Origin of the sequence: Simiaoa sunii (assembly GCF_014337175.1) — a bacterium.
Taxonomy (GTDB): Bacteria; Bacillota; Clostridia; order Lachnospirales; family Lachnospiraceae; genus Acetatifactor; species Acetatifactor intestinalis.
On sequence record NZ_CP060633.1, the window covers coordinates 2925440 to 2947098 of the forward strand.

General features: G+C 47.9%; 13 protein-coding genes. All 13 read right to left on the reverse strand.

Going from position 1 to position 21659, the window contains the following annotated elements; genetic code table 11:
• Positions 1-814 precede the first annotated feature (814 nt).
• The 13 genes from clpX to H9Q77_RS13670 all read right to left on the reverse strand — a co-directional run bounded on the left by clpX (position 815) and on the right by H9Q77_RS13670 (position 21654).
• On the reverse strand, positions 815-2398 hold the full coding sequence (gene clpX / locus H9Q77_RS13610) for an ATP-dependent Clp protease ATP-binding subunit ClpX (RefSeq protein WP_249325881.1): 1584 nt from the start codon (positions 2396-2398) through the stop codon (positions 815-817).
• Between the two features lie 284 nt (positions 2399-2682).
• Positions 2683-4053: a S1C family serine protease gene (locus tag H9Q77_RS13615; protein WP_249325883.1), complete on the reverse strand. Its 1371-nt coding sequence runs from the start codon at positions 4051-4053 to the stop codon at positions 2683-2685.
• A gap of 175 nt (positions 4054-4228) precedes the next feature.
• Entirely contained in the window at positions 4229-6055 is a 1827-nt protein-coding gene (glmS, locus tag H9Q77_RS13620; RefSeq protein ID WP_249327167.1) for a glutamine--fructose-6-phosphate transaminase (isomerizing), read from the reverse strand.
• A gap of 2 nt (positions 6056-6057) precedes the next feature.
• On the reverse strand, positions 6058-6996 hold the full coding sequence (locus tag H9Q77_RS13625; protein WP_118692455.1) for a glycosyltransferase family 2 protein: 939 nt from the start codon (positions 6994-6996) through the stop codon (positions 6058-6060).
• Between the two features lie 130 nt (positions 6997-7126).
• Entirely contained in the window at positions 7127-8335 is a 1209-nt protein-coding gene (locus tag H9Q77_RS13630; RefSeq protein WP_249325885.1) for an LCP family protein, read from the reverse strand.
• Between the two features lie 17 nt (positions 8336-8352).
• A complete protein-coding gene (locus tag H9Q77_RS13635) occupies positions 8353-9759 on the reverse strand; it encodes an undecaprenyl-phosphate glucose phosphotransferase (RefSeq protein ID WP_148447336.1) in 1407 nt (468 codons plus the stop codon).
• Positions 9760-9860: 101 nt separating this feature from the next.
• Positions 9861-10844: a glycosyltransferase family 2 protein gene (locus H9Q77_RS13640; protein WP_249325887.1), complete on the reverse strand. Its 984-nt coding sequence runs from the start codon at positions 10842-10844 to the stop codon at positions 9861-9863.
• On the reverse strand, positions 10841-12265 hold the full coding sequence (locus H9Q77_RS13645) for a glycosyltransferase (RefSeq protein WP_249325888.1): 1425 nt from the start codon (positions 12263-12265) through the stop codon (positions 10841-10843). The genes H9Q77_RS13640 and H9Q77_RS13645 overlap by 4 nt, the downstream gene beginning before the upstream one ends.
• Positions 12266-12350: 85 nt before the next feature.
• Positions 12351-14072 carry a phospho-sugar mutase gene (locus H9Q77_RS13650; protein ID WP_148447330.1) on the reverse strand — a complete coding sequence of 574 codons (1722 nt, stop codon included), beginning with the start codon at positions 14070-14072 and terminating at the stop codon, positions 12351-12353.
• A gap of 97 nt (positions 14073-14169) precedes the next feature.
• Positions 14170-16227: a glycosyltransferase family 2 protein gene (locus H9Q77_RS13655; protein WP_148447328.1), complete on the reverse strand. Its 2058-nt coding sequence runs from the start codon at positions 16225-16227 to the stop codon at positions 14170-14172.
• On the reverse strand, positions 16220-18235 hold the full coding sequence (locus H9Q77_RS13660) for a glycosyltransferase family 2 protein (protein ID WP_249325890.1): 2016 nt from the start codon (positions 18233-18235) through the stop codon (positions 16220-16222). The genes H9Q77_RS13655 and H9Q77_RS13660 overlap by 8 nt, the downstream gene beginning before the upstream one ends.
• Positions 18214-20310 (reverse strand): SAM-dependent methyltransferase, encoded by a 2097-nt coding sequence (locus H9Q77_RS13665; protein ID WP_249325891.1) that lies wholly within the window; start codon positions 20308-20310, stop codon positions 18214-18216. The genes H9Q77_RS13660 and H9Q77_RS13665 overlap by 22 nt, the downstream gene beginning before the upstream one ends.
• Positions 20311-20313: 3 nt before the next feature.
• Positions 20314-21654, reverse strand: coding sequence for an ABC transporter ATP-binding protein (locus H9Q77_RS13670; protein WP_118547736.1), 1341 nt, complete (start codon positions 21652-21654; stop codon positions 20314-20316).
• Between the last annotated feature and the right edge of the window lie 5 nt (positions 21655-21659).

Here is a 21659-nt window from a genome sequence, read left to right on the forward strand (position 1 = left end):
TGCTTTTTAGATGCTAATGATTTGCATATAGTTTTAATATTCATTCATATGAGCCACTGTTCATATGTTTATATTACCATATGCCGGGAAAAAGTCAATACTATTTTTAAATGTTTTGTAAATTGAGAGTTTACGAAAGCATAGCCGCGCATAGGCAAAATAAGAACCGTGATTGGGAGCTTGCTCACAAATCGCTGTCTTTACTTATGCCGTGATGCGGCGAACGCCGCGCTATTCATAAGATTGGCAGCGCCTTTTGCTGCCAATCTTATGAATAGCGTGGCTCATTGCGGATGCCATCTGCCACCCGGGGAGATCTATCTGTATTAAAAACACCATTTTCTGCTAAAAAAATACAAAAACATGAGATTTTGCCATGTAAAAAGCTGTTATTTTCGCTAAGCGTGCAAAATGAAGAAATTCCGTACAAAAATTCCTGATTTAGAAGTTTTTTTGTACGGATTTTGCTATTTTGATGCGATTTTCACCAAAGCAATAGAAAGAGGGCTACGGGGCTGTTTCGCTAACTCCCTGCTTAGTAGGGCAAGCATATTACTGCCCTGAAAGTGCTTTTAGAAATCCAAGCAGTATTTTTATGGAAGAATTCATGAAAACGTTCTGACAATTACCGCTTCGGCATAGGATGCTTCCATTCCGGCAGTAAATATCAGTCACTATAAAAGAAAATCACTTCAAACTTACTGCTTATACAGCACAAAATAGATTTCAGGCGGTAAAGATCGGAACAGCAAAACCAAAATACCACCCAGGAAGACAACAAAGTCATCCGGGTGGTATTTCACTAACTTTCAATTTATTTCTCTTCCACCGGAATCTGCTTCAGATTCTCCACAGGCTCCAGGATCTCATTACTGCGGATGTCAATGATAGGTCCGCCGGTACCTTCGATGTATTCTCTGGTAATGGTGACTCTTCCGATATTGTCATCCTTGGGGATCTCGTACATGATATCCAGCATGAAATCCTCAATAATGGAACGCAGGGCTCTGGCGCCGGTGTCACGTTTTATGGCCTTTTCGGCAATGGCATCGAGGGCATCGTCCGTGAACTCCAGTTTCACTTCATCCAGTTCCAGGAGCTTTTGGTACTGTTTCAAAATGGCATTCTTCGGCTCTTTCAGGATCTTCACCAGCATCTCCTTGCTCAGTCCCTGCAGAGTACAGATGATAGGCAGTCGTCCGATGAACTCCGGGATCATGCCGAACTTACGGATATCCTCTACGGTCACCTTAGATAAGATATCGGTATCTTTATCGTATTTGTCCTTTAGTTCGGAATTAAAACCGATGGATGCGGTCTTGGTCAGGCGCTCCTTGATGATCTCATCCAGATCCGGGAATGCACCGCCACAGATAAACAGGATATTGCGGGTGTTCACCGTAGCCAGGGGCACCATGGCATTTTTGCTATTGGCACCGACCGGTACTTCCACCTCGGCACCCTCCAATAATTTCAGCATGCCCTGCTGTACACTTTCACCGCTGACATCCCGGGAATTGGTATTTTTCTTCTTGGCGATCTTGTCGATCTCATCAATGAAAATAATACCTTTCTCCGCTTTCTCTACATCGTTACCGGCGGCTGCCAGCAGCTTGGATACTACACTCTCGATATCATCACCGATATATCCGGCCTCCGTCAATGACGTAGCATCGGCGATCGCCAGAGGCACATCCAGCAGTTTCGCCAGTGTTTTAACTAAATAAGTCTTACCGGAACCGGTGGGACCGATCATAAGGATATTGGACTTCTCGATCTCAATCGCATCCATGGTGTCGGTAGCTACTCTCTTATAATGGTTGTATACCGCTACCGAAATGACTTTTTTGGCTTTTTCCTGTCCCACTACATATTCATCCAGGCTTGCCTTGATCTTATGAGGTGCCGGAATATCTTTGATGTTGAATACAGGTTTGGGACCTTCGGCTTTCTTTTTCTTCTTGAGTTTCTGCTTGTTGGGGATGCCGCCGTCTCCCTGGAGGTCTGCCAGATTCACAAAGCTGATGTTGGGGAATCCGTTCTGTCCACCGAACTGGTTCAGATCGCCCGGATTATTCAACATGCCCTGGTAGTCGAACTGGCTCACAGTCTCCATGGTCTTGTGCATGCAGTCATCGCAAATGCAGATATGATTAGGCAGCTTGAACATTCTGCCGGCTTTGCTCTCCGGTCTGCGGCAAATGAAGCAGACATCCTCGTACTCGCCGCTGTCCTTTTTGTCCTCTGTCTTTTTCTCAGCGGAATTTTCACCCGCAGTATCCGCTACCTGTGTGTTCTCGCTATTTTTTTCGTTATCTTTTTTTTCGTTCAGAGTGGTCTCTGTTTTCTCTTCCTCAGGAATCACTTCTCTATAATCATCATTGTAATTATCTGTCATGTTATTCTCCTCTTTGTCTATTGCGCAGTGCTTATCTCGGTATCACTTCGTGCTACCTCGATATCCGGGCTTCGCCCTACACGTATCGTGTCTTACGTAATCCCGCCTGCAAGCAGTCGGTTTTCGTAATCCACGATCCTTGCACTGCTCATGCCTACGCTTATTATATCTAATTCGAATGACTGCTACAAGTGAAGTTTTTCTAAACAAAATCCCCGGGAGATTCAGACGATCTTCCGGGGGTTTTCTGTCTTTCCAATATTCGGTATTGGGAACCGCTATATTTATTTTTTGTCTGCAGGTCTGCTGCCCAGTGTCAGATTCAGTTCTACAGATACATATTCACCGTTCTGTGGTCTCTGTACCGTTATGGTTGCGGAATCACCGGCTGCATAGTACTGTAATGTCTTCTGAAGATCAGAGTAGGACGAGATGCTGCTGCCGTCGAATTTTGTAATGATATCACCTTTCATGATACCGGCATTCGCTGCTGCACTGCCTTCCTCTACGGATACTACATAGATACCTTCCGGCATGTTGTACATCTGAGAGATCTGGGAAGTTACTTCCTGCAGAGAAGAGATACCGATATAACCGACTTCATCCTCAGCTACTTTGGTTCTGGTCTGACGCTCCATCAGATCTGCAATGATGGGACTTGCAGAAGTGATAGGGATTGCATAGCCCATACCTTCTACGGCAGTACCACCGATCTTGTTGGAGTTGATACCGATGACCTCACCGTTCATGTTCAACAGTGCACCGCCGGAATTACCGGGGTTGATGGCTGCGTTGGTCTGGATGAAAGTACCGGTAGCACCGTTCTCCAGAGTGATCTCACGATTCAGGGCACTTACGATACCGTTAGTAACGGACTGGCCATATCCAAGAGCATTACCGATAGCAATCACCGGCTCACCAAGCTTCAGGTCATCACTGCTGCCCAAAGTAGCAACGGTAATGGCATTCTTGGTATCATCGCTCAGATCATTTAAAGATACTGCGATCACTGCCAGATCCATATCGGAATCCAGTCCTTTGACCTGTGCCTGTGCTTCACTGCCGTCGATAAAAGTAACGTTCAGCGTATCTGCGCTCTCTACTACGTGGTTGTTAGATACGATCAGCAGTTCATCATCCGTCTTGCCTACAATGATACCGGAACCGCTGGCTGCTTCTTCCTGTGTATACTGCTGTCCGAAGACATTTGCTGTCTCAGTAAAGTTATTCACAATCGATACCATAGCAGGCATAACCTTCTCCACCACATCAGATACATCAGACTCTACATAAGTAACGTTGGTCGCAAGCTGCGGTGTACTCTGGCTGCTCTCTGTTGCAGCTTCGGAAGTGACCTCATCTACCACTGCGGTATCCGCACCGGTCTTAAGCATCCCGGTGCCCTGCTGTACTGCATAGAACCCGATGCCGGCAAACAGTCCGAAGAAAAGTCCAAGACTGACACTTACCATAGCTTTTCGGAAATAACCACCATGCTTTTTGGGGTTCTTAGGTTCTGTATTGCTACCGGTGCTTCCGCCCATCTGGTATGTGGTGTAACCGTTTGCACTTCCCGCAGCGCTTACTCCGCTGAATGTACCGGTTGTATTTTCATCTCCGGTTTCGTAACCGGAAAAATTATCATTCTCGTACATAATGCTTCCTCCTATTCTATCTGTAAGTGAGAAATTTTTTACTATTTCCATTTCTTCCTCTCACCTTATGAACATAGTATATCCACCAAATGTGACCGAATTGTGATAACTTTCTGAAGCAATTATGAAAGATCAAAAAAACCGAAGAAGTTTTCACCTCTCCGGATTTTTCTTGTTATTCCACCGTAACGGATTTTGCCAGGTTTCTCGGCTTATCCACATCACAGCCACGTCCCACTGCCACATAGTAAGCAAACAGCTGCAACGGAATGATTGCCAGGGAATTGGTAAAATACGGATTCGTCTCGGGAATGTATACCACATAATCCGCTGCCTTCTCGATGGCTTTGTTGCCCTCGATGGTAACCGCCATGACAAAAGCGCCTCTTGCCTTTACCTCTACCATATTACTGATGGTCTTTTGGAACAGAGCCGGCTGGGTTGCCAAAGCCACTACCAGGGTGCCATCTTCGATCAGGGAAATGGTGCCATGCTTCAGTTCTCCGGCTGCATAAGCCTCGGAATGAATATAGGAGATCTCTTTTAACTTCAGGGATCCCTCCAGGGAAATCGCATAGTCAATGCCACGTCCGATGAAGAAGATATCTCTTGCGCCCACATAACGGTTGGCGAAATGCTGGATCTTCTCCTTCTGTCCCAGCAGCAGTTCGATCTGATCCGGCAGACATCTTAAATCTGTCAGCATACTCTGGAACTTCTCCTGGTCAATGGTTCCACGCACCTTGGCGAACTTCATAGCCAGCATGTAAAGTGCGGTCAGCTGTGCACTGTAAGCCTTGGTCGTTGCAACGGCGATCTCGGGACCTGCCCAAGTGTACATAACACTGTCCGCTTCTCTGGCGATGGAGCTGCCGACGACATTGACAATACCCAGTACCTTGAAGCCCTTTTCCTTGGATTCCCGCAGAGCTGCCAGCGTATCCGCCGTCTCACCGGACTGGCTGATGACAATGACCATATTGCCCTTCTGCAGGATGGGATCACGATAACGGAATTCGCTGGCCACATCCACCTCTACCGGGATTCTTGCCAGACCTTCAATGACATATTTTGCGGTAACACCGGTGTGATATGCGGAACCGCAGGCCACGATATGGATCTTTGTGATCTCCTGAATCTCCTCATCGCTCATATTCAGTTCTTCGATGACGATATCATTATCCTTGATACGGGGAGAAATGGTATCGTTGATCGTCTTCGGCTGTTCGTAGATCTCTTTCAGCATGAAATGCTCATAGCCGCCCTTTTCCGCAGCATTGGCATCCCAGTCGATGGTCACGGGGGTTTTCGTGATCTCTTCTTCGTCCACTGAGAAGAATCTAAGACCGTCTTCCTTCAGTTCCACCACTTCCTGATTATCTACATAATATACGGTTCTGGTATATTTCAGAATTGCGGGAACGTCAGATGCGATAAAGCTGCCGCTCTCACTCTTGCCTACGATCAGAGGACTGTCTTTGCGGGCAGCGAAGATCTTATCCGGCTGATCGGCAAACATGATACCCAGCGCATAGGAGCCCTCTACACGATGCAATACCTTAGTGATCGCTTCCAGGGGATTTCCCTTATAATAGTAGTCTAACAGATGCGCCAGTACCTCGGTATCGGTCTCAGAGATGAACTGATACCCCTTATCCTGCATCTTTTTCTTCAGTGGAATATAGTTCTCAATGATTCCGTTATGTACTACAGCAATGGTACCGGCGTTATTCATATGGGGATGGGAATTGATATCACTGGGAGCACCGTGGGTTGCCCACCGGGTATGCCCGATACCGGAAGTTCCCTTCATAGACTCGCCTCCGTGTGTCAGGTTTTCCAGAACCTTAAGTCTCCCGACAGCCTTTTTGGTGTTGATCTTCTCCCCATCAAAAATAGCCATACCCGCGGAATCATATCCACGGTATTCCAGTTTGGACAGACCGTCTAAAATGATCGGTGCTGCCTGTTCTGTTCCAATATATCCTACGATACCACACATAGTCATACATCCTTTCTGTTCTGTTTCCAGTATTCTTTGTTGGAAGTAAAAGCAAGGACCCATTTTCCGGGGAGCCTGCGATAGTTCTTACCTAATAGATAACCTGCATATTTACAGGCACATTGTATATAAAAATGGAGCAACTTGCCGGACATATGATTTTTCCGCAAATATGCTGTCACATCTTTCACCATTCGTTTTCCCTCGGACTCCGAAGGATATGCTGCGAAGACTTCCGGATGTTCTGCCTGGGATACCCCCAGGTCAAAATTCCTTTGGAACTGCTGTACATTGGTATAATTATGGGAATGAATCACCCGGGCATCCGCCGCATAAGCGATCGCATACCCCGCTTCCACCGCTTTCGCCGCATAGATCATATCTTCATTAAATATGGTATGTTTTACGAATCCACCCAGTTCCTCATAGATCTCCCGTCGGTATGCCGCACACACATTGGAGCAGAAAAATGTCTTGATCCCCAATGTCTTAAGATCTTCTGCGGATTTGATCCGTGACTGTGCCGGATAATTAAATTCCCTGGTATAACATTCCACCGGTGCACAATCTTCTCTCGGCAGCTGTCTTGCATAGGATACCGCCACCTGATCCCGCAGCGGTTCCGTCAGTTGTTCGATCAGATTGTCATCTGCCGGCATGGCATCCTGGGTCATCATGACAAAAATATCTGCGGAAGATTTTTTCACACCCATGCGTCTGGTGCCGCCATGATCAAATTCTCTTTTGGAGACATGATATACCTTAATGTTCTGATATTTCTCCAGAAATCTGGTTCCATAGATCAGCTGCTCAAAATATTTTTCTCCGGTGTTCAGCAGGATCACTTCATGTACCGGCACGCTCTGGCTGTCAAGCTTATCTAATAATGTAAATAGTTCTTTCCCCGGTTTATACAGGGGAATGATCACATCGATCTCCATTGCAGAGCGCTCCTTACTTTCTCAATCTCTGGTCTATTATACTTTATCCCCGTCTGTTACACAAGACTTTTTCATATGACACGAGGGAGCTCCGGTGCTCTCCGGAAGACTCCCTCGTCAATTCGTTTTCTTATTTATTCAGATAAGGTGCCGTATCGGACGCAATCTTTCTACTGTATTCCTTTACACTGTCGGTTACGGTGTAGTTCGCATCATCAAACAGGAACTGATGCAGCCATACAACATTGCTCTCCAGATCCATAGGCACTACGCTGCTTCCCTTTGCACCGATGTTACCGGTGGCACGCATGGTCTCTTCAGGGAAACCTCCCTCGTCCACAATACGATATTTTGTGATGTTAGCCAGCAGATCCAGAATATCCTTGGAATCCAAGCTGGTGTAAACATCATCGATGGCACTGTTAAATACCTTGGACAGAGTATCGTAATCGGCCTTCTTCGCCTGATCTTCAATCGCCTGGATCACTTCACGCTGACGTGCGGCACGCTTGAAATCATTACCTGCGGTATAACGGATACGGCAGTAAGCCGTCGCCTGCAGACCGTTTAGCAGCTGTACTCCGGTCTCTGTTACCGGTGTGTAGTCACATTTTAAGACCTCTGCAATACCGATCTGGTAGTTATTGATATGCTTGATCTCCTCGGAGTCCACATCGATATAGACACCGCCCAGACCGTCAATCACTTCACTCAGTCCCTTATAGCCTACGGTTACAAAGTTCGTAATATCCATATCCAGATTCATGTTTAACATCTTAACTGCCTGCTCCGCTCCGCCATAGGAATAAGCCGCGTTACACTTCTGATAGGAGTCCGTGCCGATGTTCAGATACGTATCACGATATACACTGACCAGTTTGATATCGCCGGTATCCATATTGATGCTGGCGATCATAATACTGTCGCTTCGGCTGCCCTTGTACAGCTGGCTGTCCTTCGTCGCATCCACACCGAACAGTGCAATGTTCATATACCCCTTCATTGCTTCGTCCTGTTGTACTTCTTCCGGAATCCGAAGCTCTTCCGTCTCTAATACCGTTACCTTGGGGCCTTCATTATTTGTGTGGGTCATTACCAGATACAATACTGCTACCATGATCAGGATAACCGCAATCTCTACACCGAAGATGATAACCTTTCTTCTCTTCTTGGCAGCACGCTGCTTGGCAGATACTCTCCTCTGTCCGTTACTGTTGCCGGCAGGTCTCGATCCGGCAGGTCGCTGTCCCGCAGGTCTCTGTCCATTTCCGGAAGGTCTTCTTCCGCTTCCGGCTGGTCTCTGACCATTGCCGCCATTGTAGTTAGAATTTGTTGCCATCTTGTCTTCTCCTTGTGTTAATAAGCATTTTTATTGATAAATCCTGTAAAAAATGTCATAAGAATGATCTTAATGTCAAACCCGAGGGTCCAGTTCTCAATGTAATAAATATCATACTCGATCCGCTTCTTGATGGAAGAATCACCACGCAGACCGTTGACCTGTGCCCATCCCGTGAGGCCCGGCCTCACCTGATGTTTTACCATATATCTCGGGATCTCTTCCTTGAACTTTTCCACGAACTGAGGGCGCTCCGGTCTCGGTCCCACCAGGCTCATATCTCCTTTCAGGATGTTGAACAGCTGCGGAAGTTCATCAATGCTGGTTCGTCTTAAGATCTTGCCGATTCCGGTGACTCTGGGATCGTTTCGCACCGTCCAGCCCTTTTTCTCCTCCGCAGCAGTCTGCATTGCCATACTGCGGAATTTGTACATATAAAATGATTTATTATGAAGTCCTACCCGTTCCTGCTTGAAGATCACAGGTCCCGGACTGGAACATTTTACCAGAATTGCCGACAACAGCATGATCGGTGACGTAATGATGATGCCGAACAGGGAGCCGACAATATCCATGGCTCTCTTGATCATCATATTTCCGGTGTTGGTCAGCGGCACATACCGAATATTGATCACCGGAAGTCCCATGAGATCCTCCGTGTAAGGTCTGCTGGGGATCAGACTGCTGTAGTCGGGGATGAATTTCGTATGCACGCCGGATTTCTCACAGATATCCACAACACCTTCCAGATAATCATAATCTTTCAGAGAAAGCGTGATCGCGATCTCGTCCAGCTTGTTCTCCGGAAGAATATACTCCAGATTCCCCAACGTTCCCAGGACTTTCACTCCCTTATAGGTAGTCCCTCCCGGAATGTGCTCATCCAGAATACCGCATACAACATATCCCCACTGGGGATTGCTTAAGATTCTGTCAATATACTCTTCTGCCGCTCTGGAATATCCCACCAGCAAAATATGCTTCAGATTGTATCCCCTTTTCCGGAGTGTCCGCAACGCTTTTCTCATTATGATGCGGGATACCGAAGTCAGAAATACATTCAGCACATAAAAAATTGCCATGACGGATCGCGAAAAGTTGATCTCACGGATGATCATATACAGTATAATGATCAATGCCGCCAGGCCGATGGTATTTGCCTGCAGAATGCTGTAAATCTCATGTCTGCGGCGGACGGTTCGCTTCGGGGAATACACGCTGCACCGGTAATATAGAAACATATAACCGGGCACAATAAAAGGAAGCAGCTTATAATACTCCTGCACAGGCAGGACACCGATTCCGGGACCGTCGTTCAATATATAAAATTTGATATAATAGGCAAGGACAAAGGATATGGCTGTGATCAGCGCATCCATTATCACAAGAAGCCTGTTAAAGACTTTCTGGTTGTCTTTTATCATATGGGTCACCCAATCTGTAAGTCTGAAAAGCTTCTTTTTAACGATTTCATTCTACAATAACGATGTTTTTTTCTCAACTTAAGAATTTATGAAGCCATTTCTTAAGATTTCATAAGAATTCGAAACACATTGAAATACAGCTGCCACTGGATCTTCACATAATTCCCCAGATGATGCCACCGGAAGGGAACTTTGTGCTGTCTTCCCGTGGTTCCCACCGATCTTCTCAGGCCAGCTGCCAGTCCCTTCAGATATAGTTTTCCCATTCTTTTCTTACAAAAAAACAAAAACTTTATGCCAAATCCAAGCAAAAAAAACGGCAGGTTCAGAATACACTGCAAAAGCGGCATATTCTTGCCGATCACATAAATACTGTTGGCAGACGCAAGTAACGTTTTCCGGGGATTGTATCTGGATCCCGTGGAAGCACTGCCATAATGCAGCACAGCCGCCTTCGGTTCATACCGGTTCTCATAGCCGTAGATCCGGGCACGGTAGCCGATATCCAGATCTTCCAGATAGGCAAAATGTTCTTCATCAAAATAACCGATCTCTTCAAATACGGATCGTCTGTAGATTGCGGCACCGCCACAGGCGGAAAACACCGGGACAGACTTATCATAATCCGCCGCCGGTCGTCCCTTCCCCCGGGAATAGACCCAGCCCAGCACGCAGTAACGGTCTCCGGCATCATCGATGAGCTCCGGTCTGTCCCACATCAGCATCTTCGCACTGACGGAAAATATCTTTTCATTTTCGCGGATAGCATCATATAAGCCTCTTACAAAACCGGCTTCTGCCTTTGTATCATTGTTCAGAAGGATCACATATGGTGTCTTCGCTTCCCGGATCCCCAGATTCACTGCATGACAGAATCCGGTGTTTTCCGGTAAAGATATCAGGCGCACACCTTCCCCACACCATTCCTTTTGCAGATATTCCACGCTGCCGTCCACGGAAGCATTATCGATGATCAGCACTTCATATCCGGGGGCATTTTGCTGCTCTCTGCACAGAGAAGTCATGCACTCTGCCAAATATTTCATTCCGTTGTAATTTGGTATAACAACCGTTATTTCACTCATAATGGTTTAAACTCCTCCGGATATTCCGGCAGATAGAGTAATCTTCCTCTTTGCCGTAACGCTTCGGACAACTGCAGACTTAAGGTTCGGATGTCCACTCCTGACGGCAGTACAGTTACATCGAATACCGGTTGCTCTCCCGGGTGTCTTCGTATCTCAGTATACGGAACTCCCACAATTTTCTCGAATACTTCCTGGCAGGAAGGCTGAATACGAATACAGCGAAGATCCAGCGCCTGCGCATCTTGGGACAATTCCGCTCTGTGAAGATATCCTCCGAATCCCTGCGGCAACCCCTCGTAGAACACCTTTCCCTCCGCAGTCATTCTGCCGCCGATGATCTTGCCAGTCTTCCCGGACAATACTCTGCCTCCCACGGCTGCCACATCCGGGCGGTTCTGTAATACATCGGTATACTGTAAACGATAAAATCCCACATGCCTGGTCTCACAGGCAGTCGCAGGGATCCCCCGCAGTGCGGCATGATCCCGCAGAGCCCGAAGTCCCGCCTCGTAAGCGTATTTTTTGCTGTGGGGATTGGCTGCCGTGGATGCCTCGTGGCATCTCCAGTGATACAACACTTTGGGGATATGAAGAATGCTCTTCTCCGCAGTCTGCCCTCCCTCTGTCAGCACTTCCGCTACACAGCGCAGTACCAGATCATAGTCCTGGGCGCCGTCACATTCCGGTCGGAATCGCAGCCTCTTCATCAGTTCCGCATCCATGACCAGGAAATGGCAGATATAGTTATTACTTAAAATTAAATCGTAATTAAAGTTTTCTTTATGATTTGGATCATAGTATCTGGTCTCTTCTCCATCGCACTTATCCTCATCCGAATAAGCGAAGGCGACTTTGACACCTCTGTCATATGCTTTGATGATCGCATCAGCCATTTCGTACAACGCATCCGGTGTCAATACATCATCATGATCCAGCAGACCGATATACTCTCCCTTCGCATAGGGAAGCGCCTGATTGGTATTAGCAGCAATTCCCGCATTTTCTTTCAGATGCACATAGCGGATCCTGGGATCTGCTGCGACAGGTTCTGTCTCCCCATCCGTCGGCTGCTCCTTCAGGAATCCCTGCTGCATTAGTGTCTCCTCCACACTGCGATCCTCCGTGGCATCCGCCAGGATCAGTTCCCAGTGGGGATAACTCTGTACCATAACGCTTGTTACCATTCGTTTCAGATAGGTCTCCGGAGTCCGGTACAGGGGTACCACAATGCTGAAGGTAATGGGATTGTCCCATTTTCTGTCACTCTGCTTTTCCAGTTCCGCTTCCGAACAGGGCACAAAAAAATAGCGGTCTGTCTCTGTCAGGCGCTCCCTCACAGAGATCCAGGTTTCCCTCAGGCCGTTACGTTGCAGATAATATAGAGTTTTCTTAAGGTTTGCCTTGTTTAGCTTTGCCACAGATACCTCCGTTGCTACAAAAGAGCAAATCGCCCTGTCCGGACGATTCGCTCTTAAAAAACTATACTAATTTATAAAATCTCACTTATAATACTGCCTTTACATCCTCGGTCAGCTTCTCTACCTTAGCCTTTGCATCCTCTAAGCTGGTCCCCTTGACACCCATGTAGAACTTGATCTTGGGCTCGGTTCCGGAAGGACGTGCACAGCACCATGCATTGTCAGGAAGCTCGAAGTACAGAACATTGGACTTGGGAAGTCCTGTGGTAGTCTTCTCTCCGGTCTCCATGTCGATGATAACATCGTTCTGGTAATCACGGAACTTCTCTACCTTCAGATCTCCGAATGCCTTAGGAGGATTCTTACGAAGCTTCTCCATGATCTCGGCGATCTGTCTTGCGCCATCGATACCCTTCATGGTGATGGTATACTGGGTCTCCTTGAAGTAACCGTACTTCTCATACATGGATACCATCATATCCCACAGAGTCATGTTGTGCTTCTTGCAGTAAGCTGCTACTTCGCACAGACACATCACTGCTACGATCGCATCCTTATCTCTTGCGTGGGTACCTGCCAGGCAGCCGTAGCTCTCTTCCAGGCCAAATACGTAGTTGTTGCTGCCGGTCTGCTCGAAGAGCTTGATCTGCTCGCCAATGAACTTGAAGCCGGTCAGTACCTCGATCAGCTTTACGCCGTAAGCCTGCGTAATAGGTTTGGTCATGTTGGTGGTAACGATGGTAGTTACCAGTGCGGGATTCTCGGGCATGGTACCGGTCGCAGTCTTCTCTCTTAAGATATATTCTGCGATCAGCATGCCGGACATATTACCGGTAAATGCCACATACTCGCCAGTCTTGGTATCTTTTGCATACACACCCAGACGGTCTGCATCGGGATCGGTTGCCAGAACGATATCCGCATCCTTCTCCTTCGCCAGACGAAGCGCATAGGTAAATGCCTTGGGATCCTCAGGGTTCGGGTAATCCAGTGTGGTAAAGTCAGGATCCGGATTCTCCTGTTCGGGAACTACATAGACATGCTTGAATCCCAGCTCAGACAGGATACGCCTTACCGGCTTGTTACCGGTACCGCATAACGGAGTATATACGATCTTGATGTCATCTGCCATTTCCCTGATCACATCAGGATGAATGATCTGCTTCTTCAGCTCTGCCATGTACTTGTCATCGATCTCTTTGCCGATCACTTCATAGAGTCCTGCTGCCACAGCATCCTCTCTGCTCATGGTCTTCACGGTATGATAATCCTTGATGGACTGTACTTCGGTAATGATGTCCTTATCGATAGGAGCGGTTACCTGTGCGCCGTCCTCCCAGTATACCTTATAGCCGTTGTACTCAGGAGGGTTGTGACTGGCGGTAACTACAATACCTGCAGTGCATCCTAACGTCCGAAGGGCAAAGGACAGCTCCGGGGTAGGTCTTAAAGATTCAAAAATGTATGCCTTGATGCCGTTGGCTGCCAGACATCTTGCTGCTTCATCGGAAAACTCGGGAGACATGCGGCGGGAGTCGAATGCGATTGCCACACCCTTACTCTGTGTACCGCGCTTGATGATATAATTGGCAAGACCCTGAGTTGCCTTACGAACGGTATATACGTTCATACGGTTGGTTCCCGCACCGATCACACCACGTAAGCCGCCGGTACCGAATTCCAGTTCCTTGTAAAAACGATCTTCCACTTCTGCTTCATTATTGCGGATTGCCAGAAGTTCCTCCTTGGTCTTCTGGTCAAAATAATCATCATTTAACCAGAAATTCAGTTCGTCCATATAACTCATTTTCCTATCCTCCTGTTTTATCGCTATCTTTCAATATCTTCAGTAAACGCTCTCCGGTGATATTTTACCATAGATTCCCTCTACTGAAAAGAATTATTTAACGTCCGCTAACTGCCGGATCCTTCAGTGCGTAATCGCTGCGATCCAGAGAGAAATTCGGATTGTAATAGGGATCTCCCGCCTCCAGTTCAGCCTTCCATTTTTCACGGAAATGCCCGGATTCTCTGTTGTAGCGCTCTGCCTTTTCTCCCTGATCGTCCAGTCCTCTGGAGATGGATTCGTAATGATACAGCTCCGCAAAAGGAGTCCACACATTCAGAAGTCCCAGTTTACGTAATTTCAGGCAGAAATCCACATCATTTAAAGAGATCACAAAGCTCTCATCCAGACCGCCCACCTGCTCATACAGGCTCTTTTTCACCAACAGACAGGCACCGGTCACCGCTGTAACGTTCTGGGTATAACACAGACGTCCCATGTAGCCTAAGTTCTGTACCGGGATGCGATAATGGGTATGTCCTGCCGTGCGGTGTGCTCCCAGTCCGATGACCACGCCGGCATGCTGGATCGTCTTGTCCGCATAATACAGTTTGGCACCTACGGCACCCACATCCTCTCTCTGGGCATACATCAGCATCTCTTCCATCCAGTTGGCTGTGATAACCTCCGTATCATTGTTCAGCAGTAAAATATACTCACCGGAAGCATAAGACGCTCCCAGATCATTGACCGCAGAATAATTAAAGTCACCTTGATATGTCACAATGGAAATCCGTCCGTCCCCGCTGTGCAGGATACCGCCGTCATGGCCGCAGACTGTATGCAGCTTGCATCTTTCTTCATAAGAATCATCGCCGGACAATCCCAACAGTTGGGAATAATAGTCCTTGATCTCCGGTGTGGTACTGTTATTTTCCACGACAATGATCTCGTAATTGCTCCAGGTGCTGTTCTTTTGGATCGAGGTAATACAACGCTTCAGATCCTCAACGTGATCCTTATTGGCGATCACGATGGAGATCTTCGGATCTCCCAGGATCTGATACCGGATCCGGAAGATCGTGGCGCAGGCTCTGGTACTGGTGATCTGAAAATGCTTAAAACCATGCTTTTTCAGATGATCTGCCACAGCTCCCTTTGCCGCCTCAATGGCATAAGGCTTCGCGTCAATGCTGGCTGCGGTACTGCCCTCATGGCTTCTCCAGTAGTACATCAGTCTGGGAACATGAACGATCTTTTCCGCTCTGTCGGTCAGACGCAGGATCATATCGTGATCCTGGGCACCGTCAAATGCGGTGCGGAACAGTTCCTCTCCCTCTAACAGTTTTCGGGAAAAAACGCTGAAATGGCAGATATAATTATTCGCCCGCAGATTGTCCGGTGCATAGTCCGGCTTAAAATGCATGGTCAGCATTTTATTAATATCATTTTCCTTGAAAGTGGTCTCATCACAATAAAGATAATCCGCACCCTGCTCATTGATCTCCTTCACATACGCATACAGTACGGAAGGATGTAAAATATCATCCTGGTCAAACAGGCCGATATAATCTCCGGTAGCCAGCTTGTAGCATTCGTTGGTGTTATAGGAGATACCGCCGTTATGATCCAGGTGCTTATAGACGATACGACCATTCGCCTTCGCCGCGTACTCCCTGCAGAGTTCCTCGATATAGGAGTGCTCCGCGTCGGAACCGTCCGCCAGACACAGTTCCCAGTTGGGATACGTCTGATTCATGACGCAGTCCAGCATCTGGATCTGGAATTCTCTTTTATTGTTCCACAGCGGAACCAAAATGCTGATCTTCGGCATATAAGGGAATATCGTCTCTTCTTCCTTTTTCCGCTGCTCCGCATCAGGAAAGCTTCCGGTTCCGTAGGACTCCATCAGGCTCTTCTGGCGACTCTTGTTGCGGATCTTACGCAGGATATCCTTCGGTCCGCCACAATGGGACAAGCGATCCCTCTGTCTCTGTGCGAAATGGATCAGACTTCTCGCCGGACCCGTGGCTTTCCAGAATTTATTCTTTTTGATCCGGTCCAGTTTGAACTGCAGGTCCTCTTTTTCCGATTCCAGCACTACGATCTTGTCTGCCAGATCCGCACATTTTTCGTGCTCCCTCTCGTAGGCTTCTTGATAATTGATCTCAGACATGTTTTTCCTCCGTCAAATATTTTCCCGTTGTATTCCACAGTTTCAGCTTACTGATCCGATGGACCGCAAGAACGGCGATTCCATAATTCCCCGGAGGCAACTGCCCTGTTTTCCGTTTCACACAGAAACCTCCCAGCGCCACATTTTTCTGGTCCGGAAGATTCTCCTCCAGTTCCTGCCGATATGCAGGTAAAATCTTCATGGACCATACCTTCCGGTCCGCCTCCCGCTGTCCCTGCGTATCTTCGGGAAGCAATACTAAAAGTTTATCATAACATGCGTTATCATCTCCCAGGATCACACTGTATCCCTGGATCCGCTCCGGCCCTGCAGTCTCCACCCGTGCCATCAGGCAGTCATCCTGTCTTGCATTTTCCAGAAGCTCCTGCCAGCTCTCACATCTCCATGCCGGCTCCTGTAAAATATTCCGGTCTGTAAGATATGCCGGAACCACACGGCTGTCCAGTCCTTCCCGGTTCAGTCCCATAGGATAAAAAGGATCCACTCCGCGGAACTGAGGATGCATCTGGTAAAGCAGTTCTCTCTCTTCCGTCAGGCGTCGCATTTTCTCGGGACTTTCGTCGCTTCCGCGGCTCAGGGATTCATGATGATATGCAAAACAGTCATTCAGCACCACATTGTAATATCCCATTTCCACCAGACAAAATCCCAGATCCACATCATTATAGGCCACCCGCAGTGCCTCCCGGAATCCACCCGTCTCCCGGAATACCTCTGTCCTTATCAGCAGACAGGCACCCGTCACTGCCACGCAATTCAGATCAAAGCGATTTCTGCCAAAATAATAAGACTTATCGTCTTCCATGAACTGGAGCTTATGCACCGGCCCCACCGGCAGATTGACAATACCGTCGTGTTGTATTTTCACGGAATCCGGATAATACAGCTTTAGTCCCACGCTTCCCACATAAGGCTGCATAGCGCGGATCACCATTTTGTCCAGCCAATCATTGCCGCACACTTCTATATCATCATTTAAAAACAGCAAAAACTTTCCTTCCGCCAGTTCAGCTCCCCGGTTGCACATCGCTGAAAAATTAAATTCCGCCGGTTCATAAATATAACGGACAGGGACACCGCTTTCCCGGATCCGTCCGATCAGTTCTTCCGTTTTTTGCTTATTTTCCGCACTGCTTCCGTTATCCACCAGCAAAATTTCAACAGGGATCCTGCCCTCAGACCTTCTCGTCAGGGAACGCAGGCACTTCTCCAGTACCTCCGGATTATCTTTGGAGGGAATGATCACCGAGACTTTAAGCTCTCCTGCGAATAACTCTTTGGCACCTTCCGCCGCCCTGGAAGCCAGTTCCACCGCCAGCTGCGGTGACTCCTTTGTCAGCTGGTAATTTTCCCAGGGAGTGCACTCCCGGCTGTCCCGGTCTGCACGTACATCCGGTCCCTGGATTCCTATTCCGTCTGCAGAAAAAGTTCCATGGAACAACACGTTTTCCATATGACCGACGGAATGACAATCTCTCTCGAACCCTCCGGCTCCCAAAAACAGGCGATCCATCAGCGGACGGATCTCTCCGGCATCTGTAAAAATAATTTCCTTTCCGGTGCTCTCGTTCTCTGTCACGACCGGATTTTCTCCCATTCTCTGCAGCAGACTGCTCCGTACCGCAACGACACTTCCCACATAGAAAAAGGCTCTGTACAGATCCGGTGACCAACAGGGTTTGTACCAGGGAATGCAACGCTCTCCCTTCTCATTCATCAGGTCTTCATCACCGTAGACGATTTCTGCTTCCGGATGCTTTGTAAAATAAGCGTTGATCCGCTCTGTCGCATTATCTGCCAGTCGTCCCGCCGCCTGTCGGAAAATGACGAATTCCACAAGTCCCGCAATTTCCCGGGGTTCGGCGCTTTCCCGGTCCTGCTCCGCTGCCCACTGTTCATAGGTGACCTTAAGCTGCGCCAGTTCTTTTTCGTATTTTTTATCCTGCTGTGCGATCAGCACCTGCTTCACCGCTGTCCGAATACCCAAGCTGCCGCTCCCTTCTTCTCCACTCCCATCATATCTTTTGCCATTGCCTGAGGGATCTGTACGATCTCCATTTTCACAGACAACGTATTCTCCGCCTGCCGGTTCAGCACATCTGCCCGGATCGTCATATTGGGATCCTCCGTGGCAAATATCACGCTGGGATGGTCCGCTCCCTCTTCGGATTTCAGGATTTTTCCGTTGGTAGTGAACACTTTCTTATCCTGCAGAGGAACCGGCTGTCCGTTCATGGACAGTTCCCGAATCTTACAGATGCAGGAACACATTGCCGGATCCAGCCGCAGATAATGTACGTTACCGTCGAATTTCACGGTAAACTCTGCCTCTTTTTCCGCAACATAGACATTTTCCGGGAAATAAGATTTCTCTTCGGAAAATCCCTGTCCCTTGTCTTCATAGATCTGTACCCGCAGTTCTCCTTCTGACTGACGAAAACGCCCGATCCATTCGGTGGGTTTATAGATTTCACCGCCTAAGAGATTCCGGATCTCACCCATGGACAATTTCTGTCCGGTGACATATTTCTGGAATTCCCGCTCCTGCTCTCTGTACTGTCTTGCCTCATTTTCCGTGATGTCCAGACGATCTAAGATCCGGTCCAGTTCCAACGCATTGCGTCTTTCATTCTCCAGAACATAACAGTAAATTGCCCGGAACGCCAGTGCTTTCGTATCTATGACACGGTCAAAGGTCCACTCGTAATCGATCAGTGTCCAGTGATCCCCGTCCACCAGAATATTGGCAAAGATCAGGTCAAAATCCGCTACCGGAACTTCTTCCCCGAATCCTACCCTCTCCAGATACTCCGCAAACAGGCTGTGGAATCCTTCGATATCCTGTCTGTCCAGACATTCATCCATCAGTTCCGACAACGGTCTGCCCGATACGAATTCAAATTCCGCATAAGGGATGCCGTCCTCTTCTCCCGGATGACAGACATTAACGTCCAGCCGGCTTCCGGCGTAGCGCTTTTTTAATTTTTCGTATGCTTCCGCCATGTGACGCACATGGGCTTCGGCTTCTGTCGTAAGCGGATATTTCCGAACGGTTTTCTTCCCCTCTGTATCCGTAAGGATCTCGGTACGGATCCGGAACTCTTCCGCACGATCGTTGGAATATCTTGCATAGTTCAGTTCCAGTGGCTTACCGATAATTGCCATGTAAGAGTTGGAAAATACAGAGAACAGTCCCTCTTCCACGATGCCGTCAAAGGCACTTTTTTCATCAAATAACAGCATTCTGTCACGGTCAAAATTCCGCAGATTATTGGACAGCTCTCCCCGTCCCGGAAGATACGCGTCGGAATAGACCGTGGTCATAAATTTATAATCGGGATACGGATAATAGAAGCTCCGCTCCCCCACGCTGCAGGCATCGAAGATCTTCTCCAGCTTTTTCCGGGAAAAAGTACGCACTACGCCACCGTTCGGATAATTTTCGATTCCGGAAAACCAGTCTCCCAAGTGATCTTCCTTGCAGCCCGCAAAATATTTCAGTCCGTATTTGTTCTCAATAGCGATAACGATTCGTCCACCCGGTGCCAGATGCTTTTGCAGAATTTTCAGGAAATCTTCATAAGGTGTGCTGCCGCCTATGTAAGCCTGGCCGTACTCGAAGACACCAATGAGGCAGATATAGTCATAATCTGCGGGCAGATCCGGTTCCACATCCGTAAAATTGCCTATGTGGATCGTCACATTTTCACTTTCACTGTGCCGGTACGCATTGATCAGACTGCGCTTTTTTGAGAGATCCACGCAGGTCACCGATCCGGCTTTCCGGGACAGGGCTCCTGTAATGGCTCCGCAGCCGCTGCCTACTTCCAGCACTTTGTCCGTCTTTTTGATCGGAAGAAAATCCACGATATTTTCCCGCAGAGCCGACAGATGATACAGGATCGGCCAGCTTTTTCTCTCTGCGATGATCCGGTCATATTCCACGGTACTGTATTTTTTTACAATCTCCAGAATCTCGTCTTCCACACTGCCGTCACAATAATAATCCTCTCCGGGATACTTATCCAGATTCAGTGTTACTTTGCCGATGGTCTCTGTCATTCTTTATTTCTCCTCTGCATCCCATACTTTCGTATCGGAATCCATATCATAATAGCCTACGGTATTTTTATCGGATACTACTGTAATATTCAGGGCATCATACAGTCTGTGATAGACCTCGAAGGTGTCCTGATTGTAGCCGGTCACTCCCAGAGACAGCAGATATTCTCCGCCCTGCAGATTCATCTTCTGTGTAAAAGTCACATTTTTCACATCACCTGGTTCCACACTGTCTAAGAACGCCTTCTCGATCATGGTATTGGTACCGGTGATCTCCACACCGATGACATTTTTCACGGAAAATGCAAAAATCGGTGCCGGTATAGGATCCATAAACCGGACCTTCATATGGATGGTAAACATTGTCCCCTTCAGAATGGCATTGGTAGGCACACCCCTGTCATCCGTAATGTAAAATTCTTCGATCTGTGCCTGCTTTGTACCGTATTCCAGGGCATTGGGATTCTGTCCCTTCGCCTCCGCGGAAGCCTCAGCAGCATCTTTGGCTGCGCCATCCGCCTTTTTCGCAGCAGCTCTCTGCAGATCTTCATCATCTAAGAGATTCTCCGATTCCTCACCGGCATTTTCGGATTCATCGTACTGTCCCACCAGTACCCGTTTATAAGTATCGATCATGGCCTTGGGGCTGCCTTCTCCCAGAATATTTCCCTGGTTCAGCAGATAGACGCGGTCGCAATATTTACTGATACTGCTCAGATCGTGACTGACGAAGACGATCGTCTTGCCCATTTTCTTGAATTCTTCGAATTTATGATAACATTTTGCCTGGAAAAATACATCACCGACGCTCAGAGCCTCATCTACGATCAGGATCTCCGGCTCGATATTGATCGCCACTGCAAACGCCAGGCGGACGAACATACCGCTGGAATAGGTCTTTACCGGCTGATAGACATAATCTCCGATATCCGCAAAGCTTAAGATCTCCGGCAGCTTTGCCTCGATCTCTTTTTCGGAAAATCCCATCATGGTACCATTCAGATAGACATTCTCGATACCGTTGTATTCCATATTGAAGCCGGCACCCAGCTCCAGCAGAGCGGAGATACGCCCGTTGACCAGCACCCGTCCGGAAGTCGGATTCAATACTCCGGTGATGATCTTCAGGATGGTGGACTTACCGGAACCGTTGGTACCGATGATTCCCACGGTTTCCCCCTGATAGATCTTCATACTCACGCCTTTCAGGGCATAGTGGAGCTTATGTTTGGTCTTTTTACCGAATCCAAAAGCTTCCTTCAGACGGTCCGAAGGTTTATCATATAATTTATAGATTTTCTGGACATTATCAACTTCAATTGCCAGTTTTCTCTTATCCTGCATAATGT

Coding starts and splice junctions, on each gene's coding strand:
- clpX (WP_249325881.1), bottom strand. CDS start 2,398: ATGACAGATAATTACAATGATGATTATAGAGAAGTGATTCCTGAGGAA.
- H9Q77_RS13615 (WP_249325883.1), bottom strand. CDS start 4,053: ATGTACGAGAATGATAATTTTTCCGGTTACGAAACCGGAGATGAAAAT.
- glmS (WP_249327167.1), bottom strand. CDS start 6,055: ATGTGTGGTATCGTAGGATATATTGGAACAGAACAGGCAGCACCGATC.
- H9Q77_RS13625 (WP_118692455.1), bottom strand. CDS start 6,996: ATGGAGATCGATGTGATCATTCCCCTGTATAAACCGGGGAAAGAACTA.
- H9Q77_RS13630 (WP_249325885.1), bottom strand. CDS start 8,335: ATGGCAACAAATTCTAACTACAATGGCGGCAATGGTCAGAGACCAGCC.
- H9Q77_RS13635 (WP_148447336.1), bottom strand. CDS start 9,759: ATGATAAAAGACAACCAGAAAGTCTTTAACAGGCTTCTTGTGATAATG.
- H9Q77_RS13640 (WP_249325887.1), bottom strand. CDS start 10,844: ATGAGTGAAATAACGGTTGTTATACCAAATTACAACGGAATGAAATAT.
- H9Q77_RS13650 (WP_148447330.1), bottom strand. CDS start 14,072: ATGAGTTATATGGACGAACTGAATTTCTGGTTAAATGATGATTATTTT.
- H9Q77_RS13655 (WP_148447328.1), bottom strand. CDS start 16,227: ATGTCTGAGATCAATTATCAAGAAGCCTACGAGAGGGAGCACGAAAAA.
- H9Q77_RS13665 (WP_249325891.1), bottom strand. CDS start 20,310: ATGACAGAGACCATCGGCAAAGTAACACTGAATCTGGATAAGTATCCC.
- H9Q77_RS13670 (WP_118547736.1), bottom strand. CDS start 21,654: ATGCAGGATAAGAGAAAACTGGCAATTGAAGTTGATAATGTCCAGAAA.